The 20,957-nt window shown below is 67.5% G+C and carries 16 protein-coding genes and 1 pseudogene; 7 read left to right on the forward strand and 10 right to left on the reverse strand.

Annotated features, from left to right (window positions below):
- Nucleotides 1-91: 91 nt before the first annotated feature.
- A complete protein-coding gene (locus E3O47_RS15875) occupies nt 92-439 on the reverse strand; it encodes a cytidine deaminase (protein ID WP_166785317.1) in 348 nt (115 codons plus the stop codon).
- 60 nt (nt 440-499) lie between these two features.
- On the opposite strand from E3O47_RS15875, the pseudogene E3O47_RS04415 reads away from it, so the two are divergent.
- Nucleotides 500-666, forward strand: a pseudogene (locus tag E3O47_RS04415) (recombinase family protein); the annotation flags it as partial.
- A gap of 611 nt (nt 667-1,277) precedes the next feature.
- Here E3O47_RS04415 and E3O47_RS04420 read toward each other — a convergent pair.
- Together E3O47_RS04420 and E3O47_RS04425 are read right to left on the reverse strand one after the other, a co-directional pair.
- Nucleotides 1,278-1,535: a DUF222 domain-containing protein gene (locus E3O47_RS04420; protein WP_134419615.1), complete on the reverse strand. Its 258-nt coding sequence runs from the start codon at nt 1,533-1,535 to the stop codon at nt 1,278-1,280.
- Nucleotides 1,504-2,262 carry a DUF222 domain-containing protein gene (locus E3O47_RS04425; RefSeq protein ID WP_134419617.1) on the reverse strand — a complete coding sequence of 253 codons (759 nt, stop codon included), beginning with the start codon at nt 2,260-2,262 and terminating at the stop codon, nt 1,504-1,506. The genes E3O47_RS04420 and E3O47_RS04425 overlap by 32 nt, the downstream gene beginning before the upstream one ends.
- 199 nt (nt 2,263-2,461) lie before the next feature.
- Here E3O47_RS04425 and E3O47_RS04430 point away from each other — a divergent pair, with 199 nt between their 5' ends.
- Nucleotides 2,462-2,743 (forward strand): helix-turn-helix transcriptional regulator, encoded by a 282-nt coding sequence (locus tag E3O47_RS04430; protein ID WP_134342752.1) that lies wholly within the window; start codon nt 2,462-2,464, stop codon nt 2,741-2,743.
- Nucleotides 2,744-3,004: 261 nt separating this feature from the next.
- On the opposite strand, the gene E3O47_RS04435 is transcribed toward E3O47_RS04430, so the two are convergent.
- The 3 genes from E3O47_RS04435 to mvaD are packed head-to-tail and all read right to left on the reverse strand — an operon-like array spanning nt 3,005 to nt 7,457.
- Entirely contained in the window at nt 3,005-5,380 is a 2,376-nt protein-coding gene (locus E3O47_RS04435; RefSeq protein ID WP_134419619.1) for a hydroxymethylglutaryl-CoA reductase, degradative, read from the reverse strand.
- Nucleotides 5,377-6,444 carry a hypothetical protein gene (locus tag E3O47_RS04440; protein WP_134419621.1) on the reverse strand — a complete coding sequence of 356 codons (1,068 nt, stop codon included), beginning with the start codon at nt 6,442-6,444 and terminating at the stop codon, nt 5,377-5,379. The genes E3O47_RS04435 and E3O47_RS04440 overlap by 4 nt, the downstream gene beginning before the upstream one ends.
- Before the next feature lie 2 nt (nt 6,445-6,446).
- Entirely contained in the window at nt 6,447-7,457 is a 1,011-nt protein-coding gene (gene mvaD / locus E3O47_RS04445) for a diphosphomevalonate decarboxylase (RefSeq protein ID WP_241986092.1), read from the reverse strand.
- Nucleotides 7,458-7,646: 189 nt separating this feature from the next.
- Between mvaD and E3O47_RS04450 the strand changes: the two genes are divergently transcribed.
- Both E3O47_RS04450 and E3O47_RS04455 read left to right on the forward strand, forming a co-directional pair.
- Nucleotides 7,647-9,122, forward strand: coding sequence for a hydroxymethylglutaryl-CoA synthase family protein (locus E3O47_RS04450; protein ID WP_104100612.1), 1,476 nt, complete (start codon nt 7,647-7,649; stop codon nt 9,120-9,122).
- A 259-nt stretch (nt 9,123-9,381) separates the two neighbouring features.
- Nucleotides 9,382-10,176, forward strand: coding sequence for an SGNH/GDSL hydrolase family protein (locus E3O47_RS04455; RefSeq protein WP_134419623.1), 795 nt, complete (start codon nt 9,382-9,384; stop codon nt 10,174-10,176).
- Nucleotides 10,177-10,413: 237 nt separating this feature from the next.
- Here E3O47_RS04455 and E3O47_RS04460 read toward each other — a convergent pair whose 3' ends face one another.
- Nucleotides 10,414-12,921, reverse strand: coding sequence for a glycosyl hydrolase family 65 protein (locus tag E3O47_RS04460; protein ID WP_104100610.1), 2,508 nt, complete (start codon nt 12,919-12,921; stop codon nt 10,414-10,416).
- Nucleotides 12,918-13,640, reverse strand: coding sequence for an HAD-IA family hydrolase (locus tag E3O47_RS04465; protein ID WP_104100609.1), 723 nt, complete (start codon nt 13,638-13,640; stop codon nt 12,918-12,920). Before E3O47_RS04465 ends, E3O47_RS04460 begins: the two co-directional genes overlap by 4 nt.
- Nucleotides 13,641-13,970: 330 nt before the next feature.
- On the opposite strand from E3O47_RS04465, the gene E3O47_RS04470 reads away from it, so the two are divergent.
- The 3 genes from E3O47_RS04470 to E3O47_RS04480 all read left to right on the forward strand — a co-directional run bounded on the left by E3O47_RS04470 (nt 13,971) and on the right by E3O47_RS04480 (nt 17,292).
- A complete protein-coding gene (locus E3O47_RS04470) occupies nt 13,971-15,434 on the forward strand; it encodes a hypothetical protein (RefSeq protein WP_134419625.1) in 1,464 nt (487 codons plus the stop codon).
- 81 nt (nt 15,435-15,515) lie between these two features.
- Nucleotides 15,516-16,538: a permease gene (locus E3O47_RS04475; protein WP_134419627.1), complete on the forward strand. Its 1,023-nt coding sequence runs from the start codon at nt 15,516-15,518 to the stop codon at nt 16,536-16,538.
- Nucleotides 16,528-17,292, forward strand: coding sequence for a TIGR03943 family protein (locus tag E3O47_RS04480; RefSeq protein ID WP_134419629.1), 765 nt, complete (start codon nt 16,528-16,530; stop codon nt 17,290-17,292). Before E3O47_RS04475 ends, E3O47_RS04480 begins: the two co-directional genes overlap by 11 nt.
- A 236-nt stretch (nt 17,293-17,528) precedes the next feature.
- Here the strand turns inward: E3O47_RS04480 and ppsA are convergent, their stop codons facing one another.
- Nucleotides 17,529-19,967, reverse strand: a complete 2,439-nt coding sequence (gene ppsA / locus E3O47_RS04485) for a phosphoenolpyruvate synthase (RefSeq protein WP_134419631.1) — start codon at nt 19,965-19,967, stop codon at nt 17,529-17,531.
- 162 nt (nt 19,968-20,129) lie between these two features.
- Nucleotides 20,130-20,948: a pyruvate, water dikinase regulatory protein gene (locus E3O47_RS04490; RefSeq protein WP_104194700.1), complete on the reverse strand. Its 819-nt coding sequence runs from the start codon at nt 20,946-20,948 to the stop codon at nt 20,130-20,132.
- Nucleotides 20,949-20,957: the final 9 nt, after the last annotated feature.

Raw genomic sequence — 20,957 nt, forward strand, 5'->3', positions numbered from 1 at the left:
TCGGGTTGCCTCATCAGGAACTGTCAACGGCGTTATGGGAAGCTATCCGTTCGTGAGGCACCCGGCCGTCCCGTGACAACTCATGGTCGAACTAGCCAGCAACCGAGCTCGCCGCATCAGCTGTCGCTTTCTCTTCGGCAAGAACTTGGCGATCGCGGCCGCACGGGGTTTTCACGCCAAGCCCACTGTCGCCCACGGCGACAATCGCCGTGAGCTCGCGCGCTCCGGAGGTTCGTGCTGATCCCAGCGCGACGAGCTCAGCGCAGGAGCCACCCGTGAAATGATAAACGTTGACGCCGACGTGGATATGTCCCGTGGCATCACAAACGGCAGCCCCGACTGTGTGTACCCCGCCTTCAACGTCCGCGTTGGCATCAATTGCCTCTTCCGCTCTCGCAATGAGTTCCAGGTCGTCACCGGTGAGTTGGCGCACATCCATTCCAGCATTCGCTGTTGGGACGTCCGTCGCCGACGTATGTGCTGGATCTATATCTACCGGGTGCCCGATAGCCGGACGTTCACCGATCAAGGGTGACCGGCACGAACCGGGCGCGGCCAGGACTACGAGAAGCGCTGGCTGCATGCCGGGCCGGGGACACGCTTGTGGTCGCCAAGCTCGACCGCCTCGCCCGGTCACTGCGCGACGGGAAAGACATCGTCGATGACCAGAAACTGCACCACACCACACACGGGTGTAGGCGGTTCAGGAAGGCTAGCTTTCGTGGCGCTCGCGGGCGCTACAGCGCGGTGGAGCCAGCGGAGGCGTGTCCCTCGATTCCATGAATTTTCAGAAGATTTTCGTCGAACGCCAGAGGATCGGCAAGATCATTTAGAAGAATCGCGAGGAACTACGTAACCAGCACACGGGGTCAGGCCGAAGTTTTGAGTTTTGCAATCTACCCACAGCGAACACGATGGGTTGATTGCCGTCCACCCATTCGGACAGAAAGGCCCCCGAGAGATTGGGGGCCTTGTGTCGTTCCGGTAGTTTCAGCTCCGGTGGTCGAGCCCGTCGAGACCCGGCGACCCGTCCCGCCCTACAGGTTCGCCCGCTTGCTCGGCAGAGCGATCAGTGTCCGCTTCGGGTCAACCTCCACCGGTGGCCGCAACCAATGCTGAGTTCCGGTGCGGCTGATCGTCCAATGCTGGTTGTGCAGCAGCAGATGGTGGGGATGACAGAGGAGTACCCCGTCGGCGAGGTCGGTGTAGCCGTTGCCTTTCGACCACTCGTTGGTGTGGTGGGCTTCGCTCCAGGCCGGTGATCTGTCGCAGTCGATTCAGAGGCATCCGCCGTCACGCACAGCCATCGCGGCGCGCTGTTTCTCGGTGAAGAGTCGTTCGTCGCGGCCGACGTTGATGATCTGGCCGTTGTCGTCGAATTTGATGCCGCGGGTGCCGGCGTCGCAGAGCAGCCGGTCGATGGTTTCCTGGGAGATGGGGAAAGGGCTGCCCTCGATCTGCCCGTGAGCGGCGGGTTCGGCCGGCCCGTGTTCGTTGACCTGCTCAGTCGAAGGTGGAGAGCACGAACTCGCCATCTTCGGGCGCGAACAGCCCGCTGAGTCGTACGTCGCCGTTGCCCAGCCGGTAGACCCGCAGGTAGCGGTCGTCGTAGGCCTGCTTCTCGCGGGCGGCGATGCCGGCCTCATCGAGCCGGTCGCGCATCCGTCTCGCCCGTTTGAAGACCTCGTCGGCATTCAGTGACGACGCCTCGGTGAGTAGCGCTTCGAGTGCCGCACCGAGCTTCTCGGCGGTGACCGCGGCGTCGATCTGGCCGAGCCCTGAGCGGATCGACTCGGCCGCGTCGACGGAGAGGGTGCCGGCGGTGACGGCCCGGGCGATCGGCGCCTGCCACGGCACCTTCGCCTCGAACTCGGCGACCTCGGCGGCATCCGCGTCGGGCGAGGAGAGCGCCGCCTCGACCTGCTTCTCGGCTGCTTCGGCATCAGCCATCATGGTGCCGACGGCGACCATTTTGTAGGCGTCGCCCTTCGAGGAGCCGGTCCACTTCTGGATGAGGGCCTCCGGCGAGAGAAACCCCTGCTGCGCCGCCAACCCGGAGTGGCCCAACTCCGGCCGGGACCGCCGGGCGATGGTGCCGGCCATCCACGCGGCGCGGGTGTCGAGCAGGCGGCGAGCCGCCGCGATCTGCTTCTGACCGGACAATACCGCGGCATCAGCCAGCGCCTCATAATCGGCACTCGAGGAACCCAGCAGGGCGACGGCATCGGCCGCTTGCCTGAGGTCATCCGCGAGATTGATCATGATACGAGAATACCTCAAAGCGAACACAGAGTCGAGAGTCTGTCAGTATTTAGAGACTCGATTCAGAGTTTATCTCGAAGGTTTGTTCACAAGTTCAGAGAGCGGCTCACCGGGTCTCGACCAGCCCGACCACCGTGGATTCGACTGACGGGTTGGGGTGGGCGATCCGAGGGGGACATCCGTCGTCTACGCTCGGGCTATGTCCAGACCGGCGCGACCTGCTCCCCGTGACCTCGTGGTGGGGTGGCCCGACGTGCCGTCGGCGGGCGCCGTCGGCGAGGTGGCCCGTCAGTTCGCGGTGAACGTGCAGGCCGCAATCGGCGAGCGGAGCGTGCGCGCCGCGGCGCGCGATGCCGGGCTCGACCACACGACACTGCTCTCGGTGCTGCACGGGCGGTCCTGGCCGGACCTGGCGACCGTGGCCCGTCTGGAGAACGGTTTGGGTGTCGACCTGTGGCCGGGGCGCGTGGGCCCGCCGTAGGGCCGCCGATTGAGACCTGCGCCGCGAGGCGGGCAGGCAGGCCTGGCAGACGTCGAAGATACGTCTATCCACAGCCTTGTGGATAACCCTGTGGACAGCAGAGTGAAATGTGGCTTTTGCCCGCATAATTACTGGAACGCCCGGTGTGGATAACTACGCGTGAAACCTGTGGACGACTGCCATAATCGCCTTTTATCGCTGTCGGGAATGGCAAGATGCCCAGCTCCGAATACCTCAAATACAGGTTCGAATTTCGGGTGCTCAGCGAATCTCGGTGAGGTAAGTCGTGTAGCCGGCGCTGCGCATCGCGGTGATGATCGGTTCGGTGCCGCCAGGTTCGGCGATAGCGATCATGGCGCCGCCGCCCCCGCCACCGGTCAGCTTCGCTCCGAGGGCGCCGGCGCGGCGGGCGATTGCCACGAGTGACTCGATCTCCGGGCTCGACACCTGTAGCGCGTTGAGCAGTCCCTGATTGATGTTCATCAGTTCGCCGAGCTCGGCGATGTCGCCGCGGCGGAGCGCGTCTACCCCGGCCAACACCAGCCCGTCGATCTGGCTGAAGATCGCGTCGTAGCGCGCGGGGTTGCGCTGCCAGACGCTGCGCACGAGGCCCACGGTCTGCTTCGTCAGCGACTCCACCCCGGACAGCCCGATGACGATGGGGATCGGGTGGGGAGTGAAGATGTCGCGGATCGTGTGGCCGCCCGGGGCATCCGATCTCTGGAAAAGAACCGACCGGCCGAAGGTGGCGACGGTGTTGTCGATGCCCGACGGGGTGCCATGCACGATCTGTTCGCACTCGAAGGCGAGGCTCGAGACCTCGGCGTCGCTGATCGTGAGCTGGAAGCTGTCGGCGACGGCGCGGATCAACGCTACCGCGAACGCGGCGGAGGCACCCAGGCCGCTGGCGCGCGGCAGGTGAGAGAACACGTCGACCCGAAGGCCGGCGTCGGACACGCCGAGCCGGGTGACGATCAGCGCCGCCACCCGGTGCGAGAGGTCTGCTCGGATCGGTTCGCGCACCGAGCCGTCGACGTCCCGGTCGGCGATGACCGGTTCGCGGAGCGACGCCTGGCGGGTGACCTGCGCGCGCACCGACAGACCGATCGGCGCGGCGATCGCGTGGTAGCCGTAGACGACGGAATGCTCGCCCATCAGGATGATTTTACCGTAGCCGAGGTGGGCATCCGGGCCGGGGGCGCCGGGGGTGAGGGCAGCAGCGCACGTGGCGGAAGCGCTGGGCGTAAGGGTGGCCGTGGGTGCGGGGTGAGCCGCGGGCAAGGCGACGACGGCGGCGGTGCCGTACCCGGCATCCGGCGCGGCCGGCTCAATAACCCGGTCGCCGTCACTGCTCTCTTCGAGGGCCTGCATGATCTGGCGCGCCTTCCACACCTTGATCTCGCCGTCGGCAATGAGCCTCTCGACGACCTCCTCGAACCGGGCTCCACTGGCGCCGGCGGCAGCCGCCACGGCCCGCGCGTGCAGGCGCATATGGCCGTGCTGGATGCCGTTGGTCGACAGGGCCTTGAGGGCGGCGAGATTTTGGGCCAGCCCCACGGCGGCCATCACCTCGGCCAGCTCGGGCGCTGAAGACACCCCGAGGATCGTGTGAGCGAGCCGTACGGCCGGGTTCGACTCCACCTGGCCGCCGACCGTGCCGACCTTCAACGGGATGGTCAGTTCGCCGACGAGATCGCCGGCGTCGTTCACGCTCCAGGTGGTGAGCGGGCCGTAGCCGTCGCCGCGGCCGGCGTAGGCGTGGGCCGCCGCCTCGATCGCCCGCCAGTCGTTGCCGGTGGCGAGGGCGACGGCGTCGATGCCGTTCATGATGCCCTTGTTGTGCGTGGTGGCCCGGTAGGGATCCATGGCCGCGAACTCGTTTGCGAGCACGATACCGTCGCGCACGCGTTCGCCGGGGAAGTCGGCGGTCTCGAGCAGCGCGTGCGGGATCACGGCACGGGCGCGCACCAGGGCCCGGTCGGTGAGGTTGGAGAGGATGCGCAGGAACACGCGGCCGCCGCTGATCTCCTCGACCAGTGGGGCGAGCCGTTCGCACATCGAGTTGACGAGATTGGCGCCCATCGCATCGCGGGTGTCGACCAGCAGGTGCACGACGAGCAGTTCGCCGTTCTGCGCCGTCGCACCGCGCAGGAAGACCTCGATGCCGCGGGCGCCGCCGCCGCGCGCCACCATTTTCGGATGCCCGCTGTCGGCCAACGCCACGAGCTCGTCGCCGCGCGCGAGCAGGTCAGCCCGGGCGCGCTCGGGGTCGATAAGGTCGACGACCTGGATCTGGCCGATCAGCAGCGGCTCGTCGGCGACGCTCGTGAACCCGCCGGCCTGGCGCACCAGCCGGGCCGCGGAGCTGACCGCGGCGACGATCGAGGGCTCTTCGACCACCATCGGCACCAGGTGGTCCCGGCCGTTGATCCGGAAGTTCAGGCCGAGTCCCATCGGCATTGAGAAGACGCCGATCACGTTCTCGATCAACCGGTCGGCGGCCTCCACGTCGAGGGCGGACGTTCCGTCTGCGAGGTGCGCGGCGGCATCCGTCGACAGGACACCACGTTGCCGGAGGAGCGCGATGCGTTCAGTGACCGACAACTGGTAGAAGCGGGGGATGCGGGACCGGCTCATGACGCGGTGCCTCCCTGTAGGCCGGCGGCGAAGAAGCCGAGCGGGACGATGGCGGCCCCGGCCCGGGCGAGTGCCCTGGCGAGTCGCTCGGTGGGTTCTCCAGCGTAGCTAAAGGCCAGACCGACGTCTCCGCCGCCGGCCCCGCTGGTCTTGAAGATGCCGCCCTTGCGCCGGGCGAGGGCGTGCAGTTCACGGTGTCGCTCGCTCACGATGCCGGCCTGGGCATGCGCGTCGAGTTGGGTGAGCGCCGCGAAGTAGTCGGAGGCGAGGCTCAGAAAATCGGCCGGGCTGGCCAGCGCCGCCTCGGCCTGTTCGGCGAGGTGTTTCAGCCGGTCGAGGTCGGCCCGGTGCCGGGCGGGGTTCTCGGCGGCGTAGTCGGCCACGCGGCCCACCAGACGGGTGGTCAGCGCACCCTCGCCGGTGACGACGGCCGAGATACAGAGCTCCTCCGGCCAGCGCAGAGGCACCACTGCGGCACCCGGGGCATAGCGGATCAACCCGCCGTGCACGCTCGCGGCCACGTCTCCGCCGCTGCCGGCGCCGTTCTGCGCGCTGCGGTGGGCGGCGTGGGCCAGGCGGAACAGCTCGTCCCGGTCGAGCGTCAGGCCCAGGGCGCGGGCCAGGGCGTCGGTCAGGCCGGCAGCGGTGGCGGCGCTGGAACCGAGGCCGAGCTTGTGGCCGCCCCGGGACAGCGCGCTGCTGTCGATGGTGATGGCGAGCGGGGCCTGACTCTGCGGCAGCACCCGCGCCTGCAGCGCAGCGGCCTGCACGGCGACGCGCACCTGGTCGAAGACGCGGAGGTGGTCGCGCTGCTGGTCGGTGAGCCCGGCCGGGAGGGCGCCATCCGTGCCCAACACCAGGTTCCGGATGCCCAAATTGGACGCGCTGACCTGCCAGGAGCCCGTGGGTGACTCGTCGACCGTCACCTCTACGCGTCGGTCGACGGAGGTGAGCAGGGCCGGCGCGCCCTCGAGCACGGCGTACTCGCCCAGCAGGAAGAGCTTGCCGGGCGCGGACGCCCGGATCGTCGGCTTCGGCGGAGGCGTCGGCAGAGTCGTCGCCATGGTCATTCCAGCCGGCAGGCGGCCGGGCCGAGCGCGCTGATGCGCGCCTCGAGCACGCCGGGCACGAGCACCATCGCCCGCTGAACCGCGGCGGCGTCGCCGGGCAGGCAGAGCACCTTGACTTGCGGCCCGGCGTCGATGGTGAAATAGGCCGGCACGCCCTGGGCGCGAAGACCCGCCACGGCGTGCATCGCGGCGACGGTCGCGGCGTTCCAATAGATCAGTGCGGGTCGGGTCGTGAGCATCAGGGCGTGCAGTTTGAGGCAGTTGTACTCGGAGAGCTGCCCGAGCCGGGCGAAATCGCGGTCACGGATGGCGGAGCGCATCTCGTTGAGGTCGTCGTCGGCCGAGTCACGCCAGGCCTGGTAGAACGGCGAGGAGGCCTTGCTCTCGTTCATGCCGATAGTGGAATTTATCGATTTCTCGCCGTGCTCGGTGATCGCCACGACGACCGCCAGCGGCCAGCCCGCCCGGTCGAGCAGCTCTTCCGCGTAGGCGTCCGATCCGTCGGCGGCGGTGCCGGCGTGCATCTCGGCGAAGCCGCCGAAGATCGAGCGGGCGGCCGAGCCCGAGCCGCGCCGGGCCAGGATCGACAGTTCCCGGTCGGCCAGGGTGAGGCCGGCGGCGCCGGACGCGGCAACCGCGAGGGCGGCGAAGCCGGATGCCGACGAGGCGAGGCCGGCCCCGGTCGGAAAGTTGTTCGTCGACGTCACGATGGCGTTCAGTCGGGCGGCGGACAGGCCCATGCTGGCGGCATGCCCACGCACCAGATCGAGAACGTGACTGATGCGCGTGGCCGGGACGCGGCATCCGGCCAGCCACAGTTCATCGGCGACCAGACCGGGCGTGAAGGTGACGCGGGTGTCGGTGTAGAGCGCGTCTAGCGTGACCGAGATGGAGCCGACCGCGGGCGTGTTCAGGGCGGCGTCGCGCTTGCCCCAGTATTTGACGAGGGCGATGTTGCTGTGCGCGCGGGCCACGGCGGTGGCGCCACCATCGATGGGTTGGTCCACAGTGGTGCTCCGATCGGGTTCACTCGATTTTAGTCGCTTCCCGGGGGGCCGCACCGCCGTGATCGGGTCGGTTCCGCCTGACGATCTGATCCTGGTCACCACTTTCACCAACCGATCCGTTGATAATGGAGTGGTGCGTTTGAGACCCGGTGTGGGTGAACAACCACGCCAAACCTGAAGAGGGAACTGTTGACGCCTGGAATTAGTGGATTCTCCCTGTTCGTGCCGCCCTACCGGGTGCAGCTCGAAGCCTGGTGCGACTGGAACGACCAGCCGTGGGGGAAGGTCCGGAACGTCGTTGGACGCAGCTTCCGCATGCGCGGCCCAGGCCAGAGTGTCTACACGCTCGCGGCGAACGCGGTGTGGCGTTTGATCCGCGACTACGACATCGACCCCGGTCAGGTCGGCCTCCTGGCCCTCGGCACCGAATCCAGCAGCGACAACTCGGCCGGTGCGGTCATCGTCAAGGGCATGGTCAACGATGCCCTCACCGCCCATGGCATGCCGCTGCTCGCGCGCGACTGCGAGGTGCCCGAGTTCAAGCAGGCCTGCCTCGCCGGCGTCTACGGCATCAAGGCCGCCCTGCGCTACCTGGCGACGGATGGCGTGGGCCGCCAGGCCATCGTCGTCTCCGCCGACATCGCCGAATACGCTCGCGGCGGCAGCGGCGAGCCCACCCAAGGTGCAGGCGCCGTCGCTGTGCTCCTGGAAAGCGAGGCCCGACTGCTGGAAGTAAATCTGGCCGGGTCCGGCAGCGACTCCGACTACCGGGTGGCCGACTTCCGCAAGCCGTTCGCGCGCTTCCGCGGGCAGCCGCCCCGCGACGACGGGCAGATGCAGGACCTGCCCGTGTTCAACGGCCGGTACTCGACCAGCTGCTACATCGACGCGACCCACCACGCGATGACGGCCATGCTGGGAAAGCGCCCCGGCAATTCCCTCGATTACTTCAACGAGGTCGACCGGGTGTTCATGCACCGCCCGTACCACCAGATGCCGGCGACCGGCTGGGTGATGGCCTACCTGTTCACGCTCGCGGCCGACGAGGAATCGGGCCGCGACCAGCTGCGCGCGCACTGCGCGGATGCCGGGATCGACGCCGACCTCCTGCTCGCCGAGATGTGCGCACCCTCGCCGTTCCACGGAAACGGGGCCGACATCGGCGAGATCATCGGTGACGTCTTCCCGCTGTCCCGCCGCCTGCGCCAGCACCTGCGCAGCACCGAAGTCTGGAACACCCTGGTCAGCGAGAAGCTCGGCCTCGGCTCGGACGCCATGCGCGACCTGGGCAACCTCTACACGGCCGCCCTGCCGGCGTGGCTCGCATCCGGTCTGCAGCACGCACTGACGGAGGGCCTCGAGCTCGCCGGCCAGGAGTGGCTGGCGCTCGGCTACGGCAGCGGCGACGCCGCCGAGGCTCTCCCGATGCGGGTCGCCGAGGGTTGGCAGGCCGCCGCCGCACGCATCAACTTCGAGACCGCCCTGCACGGCCCGGTCGACCTGACCGAGGCGCAGTACATCGCGCTGCACGAGGGGCGCCCCGGTGACCTCGTGCCGGCCCCGGCCGAGGACCAGTTCGTCGTCGACCACCTCGGCACCGCGAACGGCCCCGACTTCTACGACCAGGGCATCGAGTATTACCGCTACGTGCCCCTTACCGCCTGATGTTCTTGCCGCCTGACGCGCGATTCAATCCCCTGAGCGCGCGAACCAATTCGACGGAGATTTTGCTCCGGAACCCGGTTTTTCGCACCGATCGGGGTGATCCCGGCAAAATCTCCGTCGAATTGGTGAGGTCGGCACCGTGAGCACGGGCGGCCCAGAAAGCCGAGCTGGCTGAGCGCCAGGCCGCTTTGCGGGAGTCGCTGAGGTCGTGCCGAAATCAACCCTGCACCTAGAGCGCAGATCCGAGTAAAGTCGGGCCATGAAACCCCGAATCCGACTCCTGTCCAGCGTCCTCGCCGCCATCCTCGCCGCCTCGGGCGTGCTTGCCGCTGGTGCTCTACCGGCATCCGCCGCACCCACGGCTGCGGCCAACAAGTACGTCGCCTTGGGCGACTCCTACGCGGCCGGGCAAGGCGGCGGTGACTACGTGGACAGCTGCCTGCAGAGCCCGAACGGCTACCCCGCCCTTCTGGACGCGGTGAAGGGCACGAACCTGCTGCGCAACGTCAGTTGCAGCCTGGCCACCACCGGGACTGTGACCACCACGCAGCTGTCGTCCCTGAACCGGGGGACCACCCTGGTGACACTTACCGTGGGCGGCAACGATCTGAATGTGGCCGGCGTGGCGGCGGCGTGCGCGTCCGCGGATCCGGTCGCGTGCGGGAACGCCATCTCCACCGCCGGCGCCCTGATCTATTCCGGCGAGCTTACAGCCCGTCTGGCCGACACCTACGCGCGCGTCGCGGCGGCCGCCCCGAATGCCCACGTGGTCGTCACCGGCTACCCGCTGCTCTTTGCCCCCTCGGCTAACCCGCTGATCGCCCAGCTCAACGGGGCAACCATGCTGCTAAACCAGACCATCCAGGGCGTCGTAGCCCAGGCCCAGGCAATCCGACCGAACTCCAGCATCGAATATGTCGACGTGTCCGCGGCTTTCGCGGGCCACGGCATCGGAGACGTCGACTCGTGGGTCTACTTCGCTGGTCCGGATGCCTTCCACCCGACCCCCGCCGGCTACCAGGCCTACGCGGCGGCCATCCAGGCGGCGCTGTAACTCGGTAGCAGTCCCGGTTCCCGGCTCCCCGGGCACTGGCCTGCCGACGCCGCGAACCAATTCGACGGAGATTTTGACGAAAATCGACCTATTTCATGTGAAATGCGGTCACTATCGCGAAATCTCCGTCGAATTGGTTATTGCCAGAGCGACGGACGAGGGGCCGGGGCCAGGGCCAGGGCTAGAAACGAGGGAGGGTCCCCGACGATGTGCCGTGGCCCTCCCCGCGGAAGCGAACTAGTCGTTCGGCTCCAGGAACTCGGTGGTGTGCGCGATCGTCGGGATCGAGGACGTGATGACGGTGCCGTCGGCCCGTCGCCCGCCCTCGACCAAGGTCCGAGAGGGTGCTCCCGGGTCGCGCGGGCCCTGGTGGGTCAGCGCGACCGTGATGGGCAGGCCCATCCGCACGATGACGGAAACACCGCGCACGGACAGCATGACGTCGACGCCCTCCTCGATCGTGAGGTTGACCTCGCTCTGCCGCACGTCCACGCGCAGCCGGGTTCCCCGGAGCGTGACGCGGAAGGTCAGCGCCTCCCAGGTCTCAGGCAGTCGCGGGTCGAGGGTGATCTTGCCGCCGTGGTCGCGCATGCCGCCGAAGCCGTAGACGAGCGCGCTCCAGACACCGCCGGCGGATGCCACGTGAACGCCGTCCGCCGCGTTGTGGTGCAGATCGGCGAGGTCGACGAACAGGCCCGAGGTGAAGTATTTGAGCGCCAGCTCGTGGTAGCCGACCTCGGCCGCGATGATCGACTGCACGACGTCGGACAGCGTCGAGTCACCCGTGGTGATCGGGTCGTAGTAGTCGAAGTCGGCACGTTTCTGCTCCGGCGTGAACTGGTCACCCTGCAGCAGGAGGGCGAGCACGACATCCGCCTGCTTGAGCACCTGGAAGCGGTAGATCACGAGGGGGTGGTAGTGCAGCAGCAGCGGGCGGTTGGCGGGCGGCGTCTGCGAGAGGTCCCAACGTTCCTTCTCCAGGAACTGCGCGTCCTGCGGGTGGATGCCCAGGGTCTTGTCAAAGGGGATGTGCATTGCTTCCGCGGCGAACGACCACTCGATGATCTCGGCCTCGCCGAGTCCGAGGCGGGCGACCATGAAGTCGTAGGAGGCGATGTCGACCTCGCGCAGTCTGCGCACACTGGTGACCGCGTCCCGCAGGTTCGAGCGGGCCATGATGTTCGTGTAGAGGTTGTCGTTGACGACGGTCGTGTACTCGTCGGGCCCGGTAACGCCGTGAATGTGGAAGACGTCGTTGCCGTTGCCGCGCCAGAAGCCGAGGTCGGCCCACATGCGCGCCGTCTCCACCAGGATGTCGATGGCCTCGCGGGAGAGGAAGTCCTCATCGCCGGTGGCCGACACGTACTGGGTCAGCGCATAGGAGATGTCAGCGTCGATGTGATACTGCGCGGTGCCGGCGGCGTAGTACGCGGACGACTCCAGGCCGTTGATCGTGCGCCACGGGAACAGCGCGCCCAGCTGGTTCAGTTCGGTGGCGCGCATCCTGGCGTGCTCGAGCATCGCGTGCCGGAACCGCAGCGCGTTGCGCGCGGCGTTCGGTGACGTGTAGGTCAGGAAGGGGAGCACGTACACTTCCGTGTCCCAGAAATAGTGACCGCCGTAGCCGGATCCGGACACGCCCTTCGCGGACACGCCCTGGCCGTCGGCTCGCATGGACGCCTGCGCGAGCTGGAAGAAGTTCCAGCGGGTGGCCTGCTGGAGGGCAGGCTGGCCGGCGAGTTCGACATCCGTGCGCGCCCAGAAAGCGGTGAGCCAGTCGCGCTGCTCGGCGACGTACTGCTCGGTTCCGGCTGCGACGGCGCGGTCGAGCGTGCGGTCGCACCGGTCGGCGAGCTCGTGCGTGGGCACGCCGGTGGAGGTGTGGTAGCTGAGGGTCTTGGTCAGTCGGATGGACTGGCCCTGCTTGGCCTTGATGCGGTAGACGTGCTTGGCGAGGTCGTCGCCGATGTGCGAGGCCTCGTCGTACTCATTGAGCGTCTCAAGCTGGTGGTCGGCGGCGCAGGCGATGGTCATGCCCGAGTTCGTGCAGCGGAAGCCGAGGATGTAGCGGCCCTCGGATGCCCGTTTGAAGCGGGGGCGCAGCACCCGGTCGGTGAACGACTCGGCCCTACGCGGGTCGAAGTCCTTGCCGTTGGTGGGCTTCGGGGCGTCGTACTCGCCGATGCCGTCCTGGCGGTTGAGGATCTGGCTGGAGATCACGACCGACGCGTCGGCGTCCAGCATGGTGACCTCGTACTCGAGGATTGCGAGGTGGCGTTCCGTGAACGACACCAGGCGGCGCGACTGGATCAGCACGCGCTTGCCCGAGGGCGTGCGCCATTCGAGGGATCGGGAGAGGATGCCGCCGGCGAAGTCGAGGCGGCGCTCATAGCTGAGCAGATCCGCGAGGGTCAGGACGAGCGGCTCGTCGTCGACGTAAATGCGAATGATCTTGGCATCCGGCGCGTTGACGATCGTCTGCCCGACGCGTGCGAAGCCGAAAGCCTCTTCCGCGTGCCGGATCTGCCAGGTCTCGTGGAACCCGTTGATGAACGTGCCGTGGGCGTGGCCGTCCCGGCCCTCGTCCACGTTGCCGCGCAGGCCGAGGTACCCGTTGCCGATGGCGAACAGCGTCTCGGTGCGTCCCATGTCGTCACCCGAGAAGTCCTTCTCGACCAGGGCCCACTCGTCGATCGGAAATCGGTTGCGGTCGAGCGGGTCGTTCGTGTCGGTGATCCGGTTCATTCTCCGGCCTCCGTTTCGACGTTGGGGAGCAGCTCGTGCAGGTCGGTAACGACGACGTCGGCCCCGGCGTCGAGCAGGGTCTGCGTGCCCACGCCGCGGTCCACTCCGAGCACGAGGCCGAAGTTGCCGGCGCGGCCGGCCTGGATGCCCGAGTGCGCGTCTTCGACGACGACGCACTGGGCCGCATCGAGGCCGAGCAGTGCCGCGCCGAGCTCATAGGTGTCGGGGGCCGGCTTGCCGGCCAGGCCACGCTCGGCCGAGAGCAGGCCGTCGACGACGATTTCGAAGCGTCCGCGAATGCCGGCTGCCGCGAGGGTCTTCTCCCCGTTGCGCGAGCTGGTGACGACGGCCACGGCGAGGCCGGCGGCCACGACGTAGTCGAGGAACTCGATCGATCCCGGGTAGGGCGTGACGCCGCTTTCGGCGAGGGTCTCGTTGAAGGCCTCGTTCTTGCGGTTGCCGAGGCCGCAGACGGTGTTGCGCTCCGGGGCGTCCGTCGGGTCGCCGTCGGGCAGCTGGATGCCCCGGGAGGCGAGCAGCGACCGCACGCCGTCATAGCGGGGCTTGCCATCGATGTACTGGAAGTAGTCGGCCTCGCTGTAGGCGGGGCTCACTCCCTGGTCCTCGAGAAAGCGGGTGAACAGGCGCGACCAGGCGGCCATGTGAACATCGGCGGTGGGCGTGAGCACCCCGTCGAGGTCGAAGAGTACACCGCGCATGGACAGGAGCCGGGCGCGCGTTTCCGCGCGCGACAGGGGGAATCGCGTAGAAGTCATAACTGATGCCTTGCTTGGTAGGTCCTGAGACAGTGGGAGGTCTGATCGAAGCGGTCAAATGATCACGATCTCGATCGGGGGATCGACGTGATGTGCGCCAACGCGGCGAGGAATGCGATTGACGACGCTGCGGACCAGGGCTAGGACTGCATACGCCTGAATACTCCCCCCGATCCTATGCCCCCGAAGGCGTTGCGCCGATTTCTCCGGTTGCGCGGCCCTGATCCCCCGGTCTCCGGCGCGCCCGGAAAATCGGCCGATACTATTGGCAGGATGAACCGCGAACGGAGCGCGCTCTCGGCCGCACCCGCGTCCGCGAATCGATCGCGCTCCGCGCGGCTGGCGGGCCGGCGTTTCCGACAGCTCTTCTCGGTCACGGTCGCGGTTCTCGTCCTGCTGGTGGCGGGCCTCGCGATGGCCAACTTCAGCCAGGGTCCCCGCCTGGCCTCCGCCGAGATCAACCTCGACGCCGCCGTCACGCGTGGCAACGCGCGCCTGCTGCTCACCGCGAACCAGCCGCTGGCCGAGGTCCAAGCCGGCCAGGTGGCGGTATCCCCGGCTACAGAGGTCTCCGCCCGTGTCGCCGACCGCGCCCTGACGGTGGAGTTCGCCGGCATCCTGCGCTACAACACCGTCTATACGGTGACGGTGACGGATGTCGCGAGCATCACCCAGGACGCCACCGCCACCCTGGAATACGAGTTCACGACCCCGGACGTCGACATCTATGCGCTGCAGCGCGACAGCCGGGTGGATGACGCCGGTGCGAAGCGGCCCGACACCGTGCGCCGAACGACCCTGCAGGGCCGGGGCGACGGAGACATCGTGTTCAGCGCCCCGCGCATCCAGCAGTATGTCGCCCTGGAGAACCACCTCGCCGCCGTCACGCTCGCCGAAGACGACACGGCCACCCTCGAGGTGGTCTCGTTCGGGGGCGGGGACAACGTGCAGGTGCCCGTGCCGGGCGCGGGCGTGATCGAGAACCTGGCGGCCTCCCCATCGAAAACCCTGATCGCGTACACCTTCACCAGCGCCCCGGAGACGGCGGGGCGCCGCTACGACCGCACCCCCTTCGTCTACGACCTGACCGAGTACTCGGGCCTCCCGGCCGAGGTCACCGGGGTGGACGGCCTGCCGATGACGGTGATGGACCTGCGCTTCGTGCCGGACAGCACCTCTCTCGTCGTGCAGAACGCCGGGCAGACTCTGTTCCTGATCGACATGCTCGGCGACGCCGTGCTGACCCCGTTGGGCGAGCACGACGAGATGCGTGGATTCGTTCCCGGCACCCGCGCGCTCGTCGTCGCCGACCCCGACCAAGGCTCGACGATCGACCTCGCCGACGGTGCCGTGACCACACTCGACCTCGCGCCCAGCCTGCTCGAAGCGAGCGCCTACCCCGGCAAGCTCGTGCTCCTCACCGAGCAGGGGCGCTACGCCCGCCTGTTTCTGCAGGAGACCGGCGACAGCAACCAGCTGGCTTACCTGATCGCCGTCACCGACGCCGCCGACTCGAGCGTCGCGTTCACTCCCGCGTCGGACGCGTCGCGCGTGCGGGACTTCTGCGTCTCGCCGAACGGCCAGTACCTCGCGGTGGAGACGATCCCGGCGGCCGGCCTCGGCGACTACTACCCGACCCTGCCCGCGTTCTCGGGCATGACGACCACCCTGGTAGACCTCGACCGCGGCACCAGCAGCCGTAGCGTGTCCGGTTTTCTCCCTGATTGGTGCGGCTAACCGAGGGATACCCCCGCCAACCTCCTGCCGATGGCTTCCTGTCCCGAGCGCAACCGAGTCGAAACAGGACAAGATATACCCATGAGTCAGACCATCGCCGCGCGGCCCTTCACCGCGCGCCGGAGGCCCGGCCGCGGCTTCTCCGTCGGCCTCGTCATCATCGGGCTGGTGATCCTGCTGCGCGTGTTTGCGCCGTCGGCCCCTGCCGACACCCTGGCGGACACCTTCCGCGACTTCGTCACCCTGTCGATCAGCGTGGTGATCGAGTCGCTGCCGTTCGTCTTCCTCGGCATCGTGCTGTCGATCGTGGTGCAGACCTGGCTGCCGGAGGGGTTCCTGCTGCGGCGCCTGCCGAAGAACCCGGTCGCCCGGCAGGTCGTACTCTCGCTGCTGGGCATGCTGCTGCCGGTTTGCGAGTGCGGCAATGTGCCTCTGGCGCGCGGCCTGATCGCCAAGGGGCTGACGGTCGGCGAATCGATGACGTTCCTCTTCGCGGCCCCGATCCTCAACCCGGTGACCATCATCACCACCCAGCAGGCCTTCGGTTGGGACAGTGGCATCCTGGTCTGGCGCATCGCCGGCGGATTCCTGATCGCCAACCTGATCGGCTACATCTACAGCCGGCACCCGAAACCCGAGTCCCTGCTCGCTCCCCGGTTTCAGGATGCCTGTGCACTCGGCGACCACCATGACGCGGCCGACGGGAAGATCAAGCGCAGCGCCGGCCTGTTCACGAAGGAGACCAGCGCGATGTTGCCGGCGCTCTTTATCGGCGCCGGACTGGCCGGGCTGATCCAGACCGCCGTCTCTCGCGAGGTGCTCGTGACGCTCGGCAGCCACCCGGTCTGGTCCGTGCTGGCGCTGATGGCCCTGGCCTTCGTGGTTTCGATCTGCTCCAACGTCGACGCCTTCTTCGTCCTCTCGTTCGGTGCGACGTTCATGCCCGGTGCCATCGTGGCCTTCCTGGTCTTCGGCCCGATGATCGACATCAAGATGCTGGCCCTGCTGCGCACGACCTTCACGGCCAAGACCCTGATGCAGCTCACCCTGATTGTGGCTCTCTGCTCCGCGGTTCTCGGATTGGCGATCAACTATGTCGTTTAGACGGCTCCTGCGGCGCTGGCAGGGCGCGCTTCTCAGCATCGTGGGCATTGTGGCCACGGTCTACCTGGGGGTCAGCGGGCAGCTCGGGCTCTACATCCACCCCCGGTACTTCGTGTTCACCATGGTGATGGCCGTGATCGCCGCCGCGCTGGTGGTGGCCGCATTCGCTCTCCTGCCCGCAGCCGAAGACGAGCACGAGCACGAGCTGCCTGAGGACGACGGAGGACGCTGGGCGTGGCTCTGGCCGGCCGGCAGCATCCTGATCATCGTCGCGGCCACCGTGGGCCTCCTGGTGTTGCCGCCGGCGACCCTGACCACGGCCACGGTCGCCAAGCGCGACCTGAACGGCTCGACCTCGCTCATCACGCAGAAAGAGGCGAGCGACCTCGTCGGCGGCGACTACTCGACCTTCACCGTGCGGGACTGGTCCTCGCTGCTGCGCCAAGGCGCCGGCGAGGACTTCTTCGCCGACAAGACCGCGACCGTGACCGGGTTCGTCACGCCCGACACGAGCGACCCCGAGAACGTGTTCTTCGTGGCCCGCTTCGTCGTGTCCTGCTGCGCGGTCGACGCGCAGCCGGTCGGCATCCCCGTCTACTACCCCGGCTGGCAGGACGAATTCCCGACCGACAGCTGGGTTGCCATCGAGAGCGGTTTCAACACCAACCCGAGCATCCGCAGCGATGAGACCATCGCCCTTGTTCCGAGCGAGATCACGCCCACGGACCAGCCCGCCCAGCCGTACGTCTACTGACGCCGGCAAGCTGATCGGGCCGCTCTGACGCCCGGTGCCCGCTGCATCCGTCGCTACGCAAACTCGGAGAAATTGCCGAAACGCCGGCTGGGTCACCCCAGCCTGATCTCGCGGCGTGTCGTGAAAAGCCCCGAGTTTAGGCACCGACGACGGATGCCCGGAGTGCGCCGAGCTGCGTGGCACGTTCCCGGGTGATTCGGGCGCCGCCCGCGGGGCTCGGCGAGCTCGACCCCCGATCAGGCGGCCGAGGCATCCTTGGGGTCGGTGGCGGCGTCATCCGTGCCGAAGTGGTTGCTGCCCGCGGTCACGCCGGCGAGCCGCAGCCAGGTGTCGACCACGGTGTCGGGGTTCAGCGACACGGAGTCGATGCCCTCGGCGACGAGCCACTCGGCAAAGTCCGGGTGGTCGCTGGGGCCTTGACCGCAAATGCCCACATACTTGCCGCGGGCCTTGCAGGCCGCGATCGCCATGCTGAGCAGTTTCTTCACGGCCGGGTCGCGCTCGTCGAAGCCGCCGGCGACGATCGCCGAGTCGCGGTCGAGGCCGAGCGCCAGCTGCGTCATGTCGTTGGAGCCGATGGAGAACCCGTCGAAGTAGTCCAGGAACTCGTCGGCGAGCAGCGCATTGGCCGGCAGCTCGCACATCATGACGATCTCAAGGCCGTTCTCCCCACGGCGCAGCCCGTTCTCGGCGAGCAGTTCAATAACGCCCGCGGCCTCGTCCAGGGTGCGCACGAAGGGGATCATCAGCTTGACGTTGGTCAGCCCCATCTCGTTTCGCACGAATGAGAGCGCCTCGCATTCGAGGTCGAAGCAGTCCCGGAACGAGGGCTCGAGGTAGCGGGACGCCCCGCGGAACCCGAGCATCGGGTTCTCTTCGTGCGGCTCGTAGGCCGGTCCGCCGATGAGGTTGGCGTACTCGTTGGACTTGAAATCGCTCATCCGCACGATCACGGTCTCCGGCGCGAAGGCGGCCGCGATCGTGGACACGCCCTCGGCCAGGCGCTTGATGTAGTAGTCGCGCGGATTGCCGTAGGCGGCGATGCGGGTGTTGATCTCGCGGGCCACGTCGGCGGGCTGGTCGGCCAGGTTGAGCAAGGCCTTGGGGTGGATGCCGATCTGACGGTTGATGATGAATTCGAGCCGGGCGAGACCCACGCCGTGGTTGGGCAGCTGGGCGAACGTGAACGCCTGCTCCGGGGTGCCGACATTCATCATGACCTTCACCGGGGCCGGCGGCAGGGTGGTGAGCGCGGTCTCCTCGATGCCGAAGTCGAGCAGCCCTTCGTAGATCAGGCCCTCCTCACCCTCGGCGCAGGACACCGTGACTTCGAGGCCGTCGGAGAGGATGTCGGTGGCGGTCCCGGTGCCGACGACCGCGGGAATGCCGAGTTCGCGGGCGATGATCGCGGCATGGCAGGTGCGGCCGCCGCGGTTGGTCACGATGGCGCTGGCGCGCTTCATGATCGGTTCCCAGTCGGGGTCGGTCATGTCCGCGACGAGCACGTCGCCGGTGGCAAAGCTCGCCATCTGGTCGATGGACGAGAGGATGCGCACGCTTCCGGCGCCGATCCGCTGGCCGATGGCGCGGCCCTCGACCAGCACCTTACCGGTCTCGTTCATCTTGAACCGGCTCTGGGACACCGCGGTCGCTCGCGACTGAACCGTCTCCGGGCGGGCCTGCAGGATGTAGATGCCGCCGTCGATGCCGTCTTTGCCCCACTCGATGTCCATCGGGCGTCCGTAGTGCGCCTCGATCGAGAGGGCGTGGCGGGCCAGCTCCTCCACGTCGGCATCGGTGATGCTGAACAGGTTGCGCAGGTCGACGTCCACGGGAACGAAGTCGATCGTGCGGCCGATTTCACGGTTCTTCGTGAAGGTCATCTGCAGCGCCTTCTCGCCGAGGGTGCGCTTGAGGATGGCGGGACGGCCGGCCTCGAGTGCCGGCTTGTAGACGTAGAACTCGTCGGGGTTGACGGCGCCCTGCACGACGGCCTCGCCCAGACCGTAGGAGGAGGTGATGAAGACCGCGTCGCGGAAGCCGGATTCGGTGTCCATCGTGAACATGACCCCGGAGGAGCCGATGTCCGAGCGCACCATGCGCTGGATCCCGGCCGACAGCGCCACCTCGGCGTGCTCGAAATCGTGGTGCACCCGGTAGGCGATCGCCCGGTCGTTGTAGAGGGAGGCGAAGACATCTTTGATGGCCGGCAGGATGTTCTCGATTCCGCGCACATTCAGGAACGTCTCCTGCTGACCGGCGAAGGACGCATCCGGAAGGTCCTCGGCGGTGGCGCTGGAACGCACCGCCCAGGAAATGTCGTCGGAGCCGCCGTGCTTCAGGACCAGGGCCGCGTAGGCGGCCCGGATCTGGGACTCGAACTCGGGCAGGAAGGGCGTGTCACGCATCAGGCCGCGGATTTCCTTGCCGGCCGTTGCCAGCGCGGTGACGTCGTCGATGTCGAGGCCCCGCAGGCGCTCGATGATCCGCTGGTCCAAACCGGAATCGGACAGGAACCGGCGGTAGGAGTCCGCGGTGGTGGCGAATCCGTCGGGCACCTTGACGCCGGCCGACGTCAGATTCTGCACCATTTCGCCCAGGGAAGCGTTCTTGCCGCCCACCCGGTCCAGGTCCGTGAGTCCGATTTCGGAAAACCAGAGGATGTCTGTCGTCATGTGTTCTGCTCCCTTGCAGTGTGCGACCAGAGGTGAGGCCACGAGGTGAGGAGGCTCACCTCATGGATAAGCGCCCTGTTCCCATAGTGACAGGTCTATCCGGCCTGAGCGCAATTTGTTTACTTGATTGACATGTTTACTTGTCTGCGTTTTGAATGTGAGTCAGCGTTTGAGGTTCATTTGCTGCAGAATCATGGCCGACATCTCCTCCACGGACATGCTCGCCGAGTTGAGGAACGGGATTCCGTGGGAGGCATAGAGTCGCTCCGCACTGCGCAGCTCGAACCCGCACTGCCGCAGGGACGCGTAGGGCGAACCTTCCCGGCGCTGGGTGCGCACCTGGCTCAGGCGCAGGGGATTGGTGGTGAGCCCGAAGCACTTGTCCACGAACGGTCGCAGTGGCTTGGGGAGACCCTCCCGCTCGAAGTCCTCGTCGACGAGAGGAAAGTTCGCCGCGAAGATGCCGTGCTGCAGCGCCAGGTACATCGTGGTGGGGGTTTTGCCGCAGCGCGACGGGGCCACCAGGATCAGCTGCGCCTTCTCGAGCGCTCGCAGGCTCTGGCCGTCATCGTGCTCCATCGCGTATTCGACGGCCGTCATGCGGGACTGATAGCGGGCGGCGTTGCCGAGGCCGTGGGCGCGCCCTGGTTCGTTGCTGGCCTGCGTCGCCAGGGTCTCCTCGAGCTCGCCGAGATAGGTTCCGAGCAGGTCGATCAGGGTGGCCGTGCAGGTGCCGAGGGTGCGGCGGATGTCGCTGGTCACGGCCGTGGAGAATACGATCGGCTTCTGGCCGCGCTCCACCAGAGCGTCGATCAGGTCGACCACGGCCTGGGCCTGGTCCACATTCAGGATGAACGGGATCGTCGTGCGGTCGAACTCCACGGTGGGGAACTGGGACAGGAGGGTGCTCCCGAGCGTTTCCGCCGTGATTCCGGTGCTATCCGAGAGAAAGAAAACCGGGCATGGATCGTCAGTGGCCATACCTCATTG

The organism is Cryobacterium sp. TMT2-17-1, from assembly GCF_004402765.1.
Lineage (GTDB): Bacteria > Actinomycetota > Actinomycetes > Actinomycetales > Microbacteriaceae > Cryobacterium > Cryobacterium sandaracinum.

What these genes read in the sequence shown, in the direction of transcription:
- E3O47_RS04470 (WP_134419625.1), top strand. Translation starts at nt 13,971, where the DNA reads ATGAACCGCGAACGGAGCGCGCTCTCGGCCGCACCCGCGTCCGCGAAT.
- E3O47_RS04460 (WP_104100610.1), bottom strand. Translation starts at nt 12,921, where the DNA reads ATGAACCGGATCACCGACACGAACGACCCGCTCGACCGCAACCGATTT.
- ppsA (WP_134419631.1), bottom strand. Translation starts at nt 19,967, where the DNA reads ATGACGACAGACATCCTCTGGTTTTCCGAAATCGGACTCACGGACCTG.
- E3O47_RS04465 (WP_104100609.1), bottom strand. Translation starts at nt 13,640, where the DNA reads ATGCGCGGTGTACTCTTCGACCTCGACGGGGTGCTCACGCCCACCGCC.
- E3O47_RS04420 (WP_134419615.1), bottom strand. Translation starts at nt 1,535, where the DNA reads ATGGCGAGTTCGTGCTCTCCACCTTCGACTGAGCAGGTCAACGAACAC.
- E3O47_RS04480 (WP_134419629.1), top strand. Translation starts at nt 16,528, where the DNA reads ATGTCGTTTAGACGGCTCCTGCGGCGCTGGCAGGGCGCGCTTCTCAGC.
- E3O47_RS04440 (WP_134419621.1), bottom strand. Translation starts at nt 6,444, where the DNA reads ATGGCGACGACTCTGCCGACGCCTCCGCCGAAGCCGACGATCCGGGCG.
- E3O47_RS04475 (WP_134419627.1), top strand. Translation starts at nt 15,516, where the DNA reads ATGAGTCAGACCATCGCCGCGCGGCCCTTCACCGCGCGCCGGAGGCCC.
- E3O47_RS04455 (WP_134419623.1), top strand. Translation starts at nt 9,382, where the DNA reads ATGAAACCCCGAATCCGACTCCTGTCCAGCGTCCTCGCCGCCATCCTC.
- E3O47_RS04430 (WP_134342752.1), top strand. Translation starts at nt 2,462, where the DNA reads ATGTCCAGACCGGCGCGACCTGCTCCCCGTGACCTCGTGGTGGGGTGG.
- E3O47_RS04435 (WP_134419619.1), bottom strand. Translation starts at nt 5,380, where the DNA reads ATGAGCCGGTCCCGCATCCCCCGCTTCTACCAGTTGTCGGTCACTGAA.
- E3O47_RS04490 (WP_104194700.1), bottom strand. Translation starts at nt 20,948, where the DNA reads ATGGCCACTGACGATCCATGCCCGGTTTTCTTTCTCTCGGATAGCACC.
- E3O47_RS15875 (WP_166785317.1), bottom strand. Translation starts at nt 439, where the DNA reads ATGGATGTGCGCCAACTCACCGGTGACGACCTGGAACTCATTGCGAGA.
- E3O47_RS04425 (WP_134419617.1), bottom strand. Translation starts at nt 2,262, where the DNA reads ATGATCAATCTCGCGGATGACCTCAGGCAAGCGGCCGATGCCGTCGCC.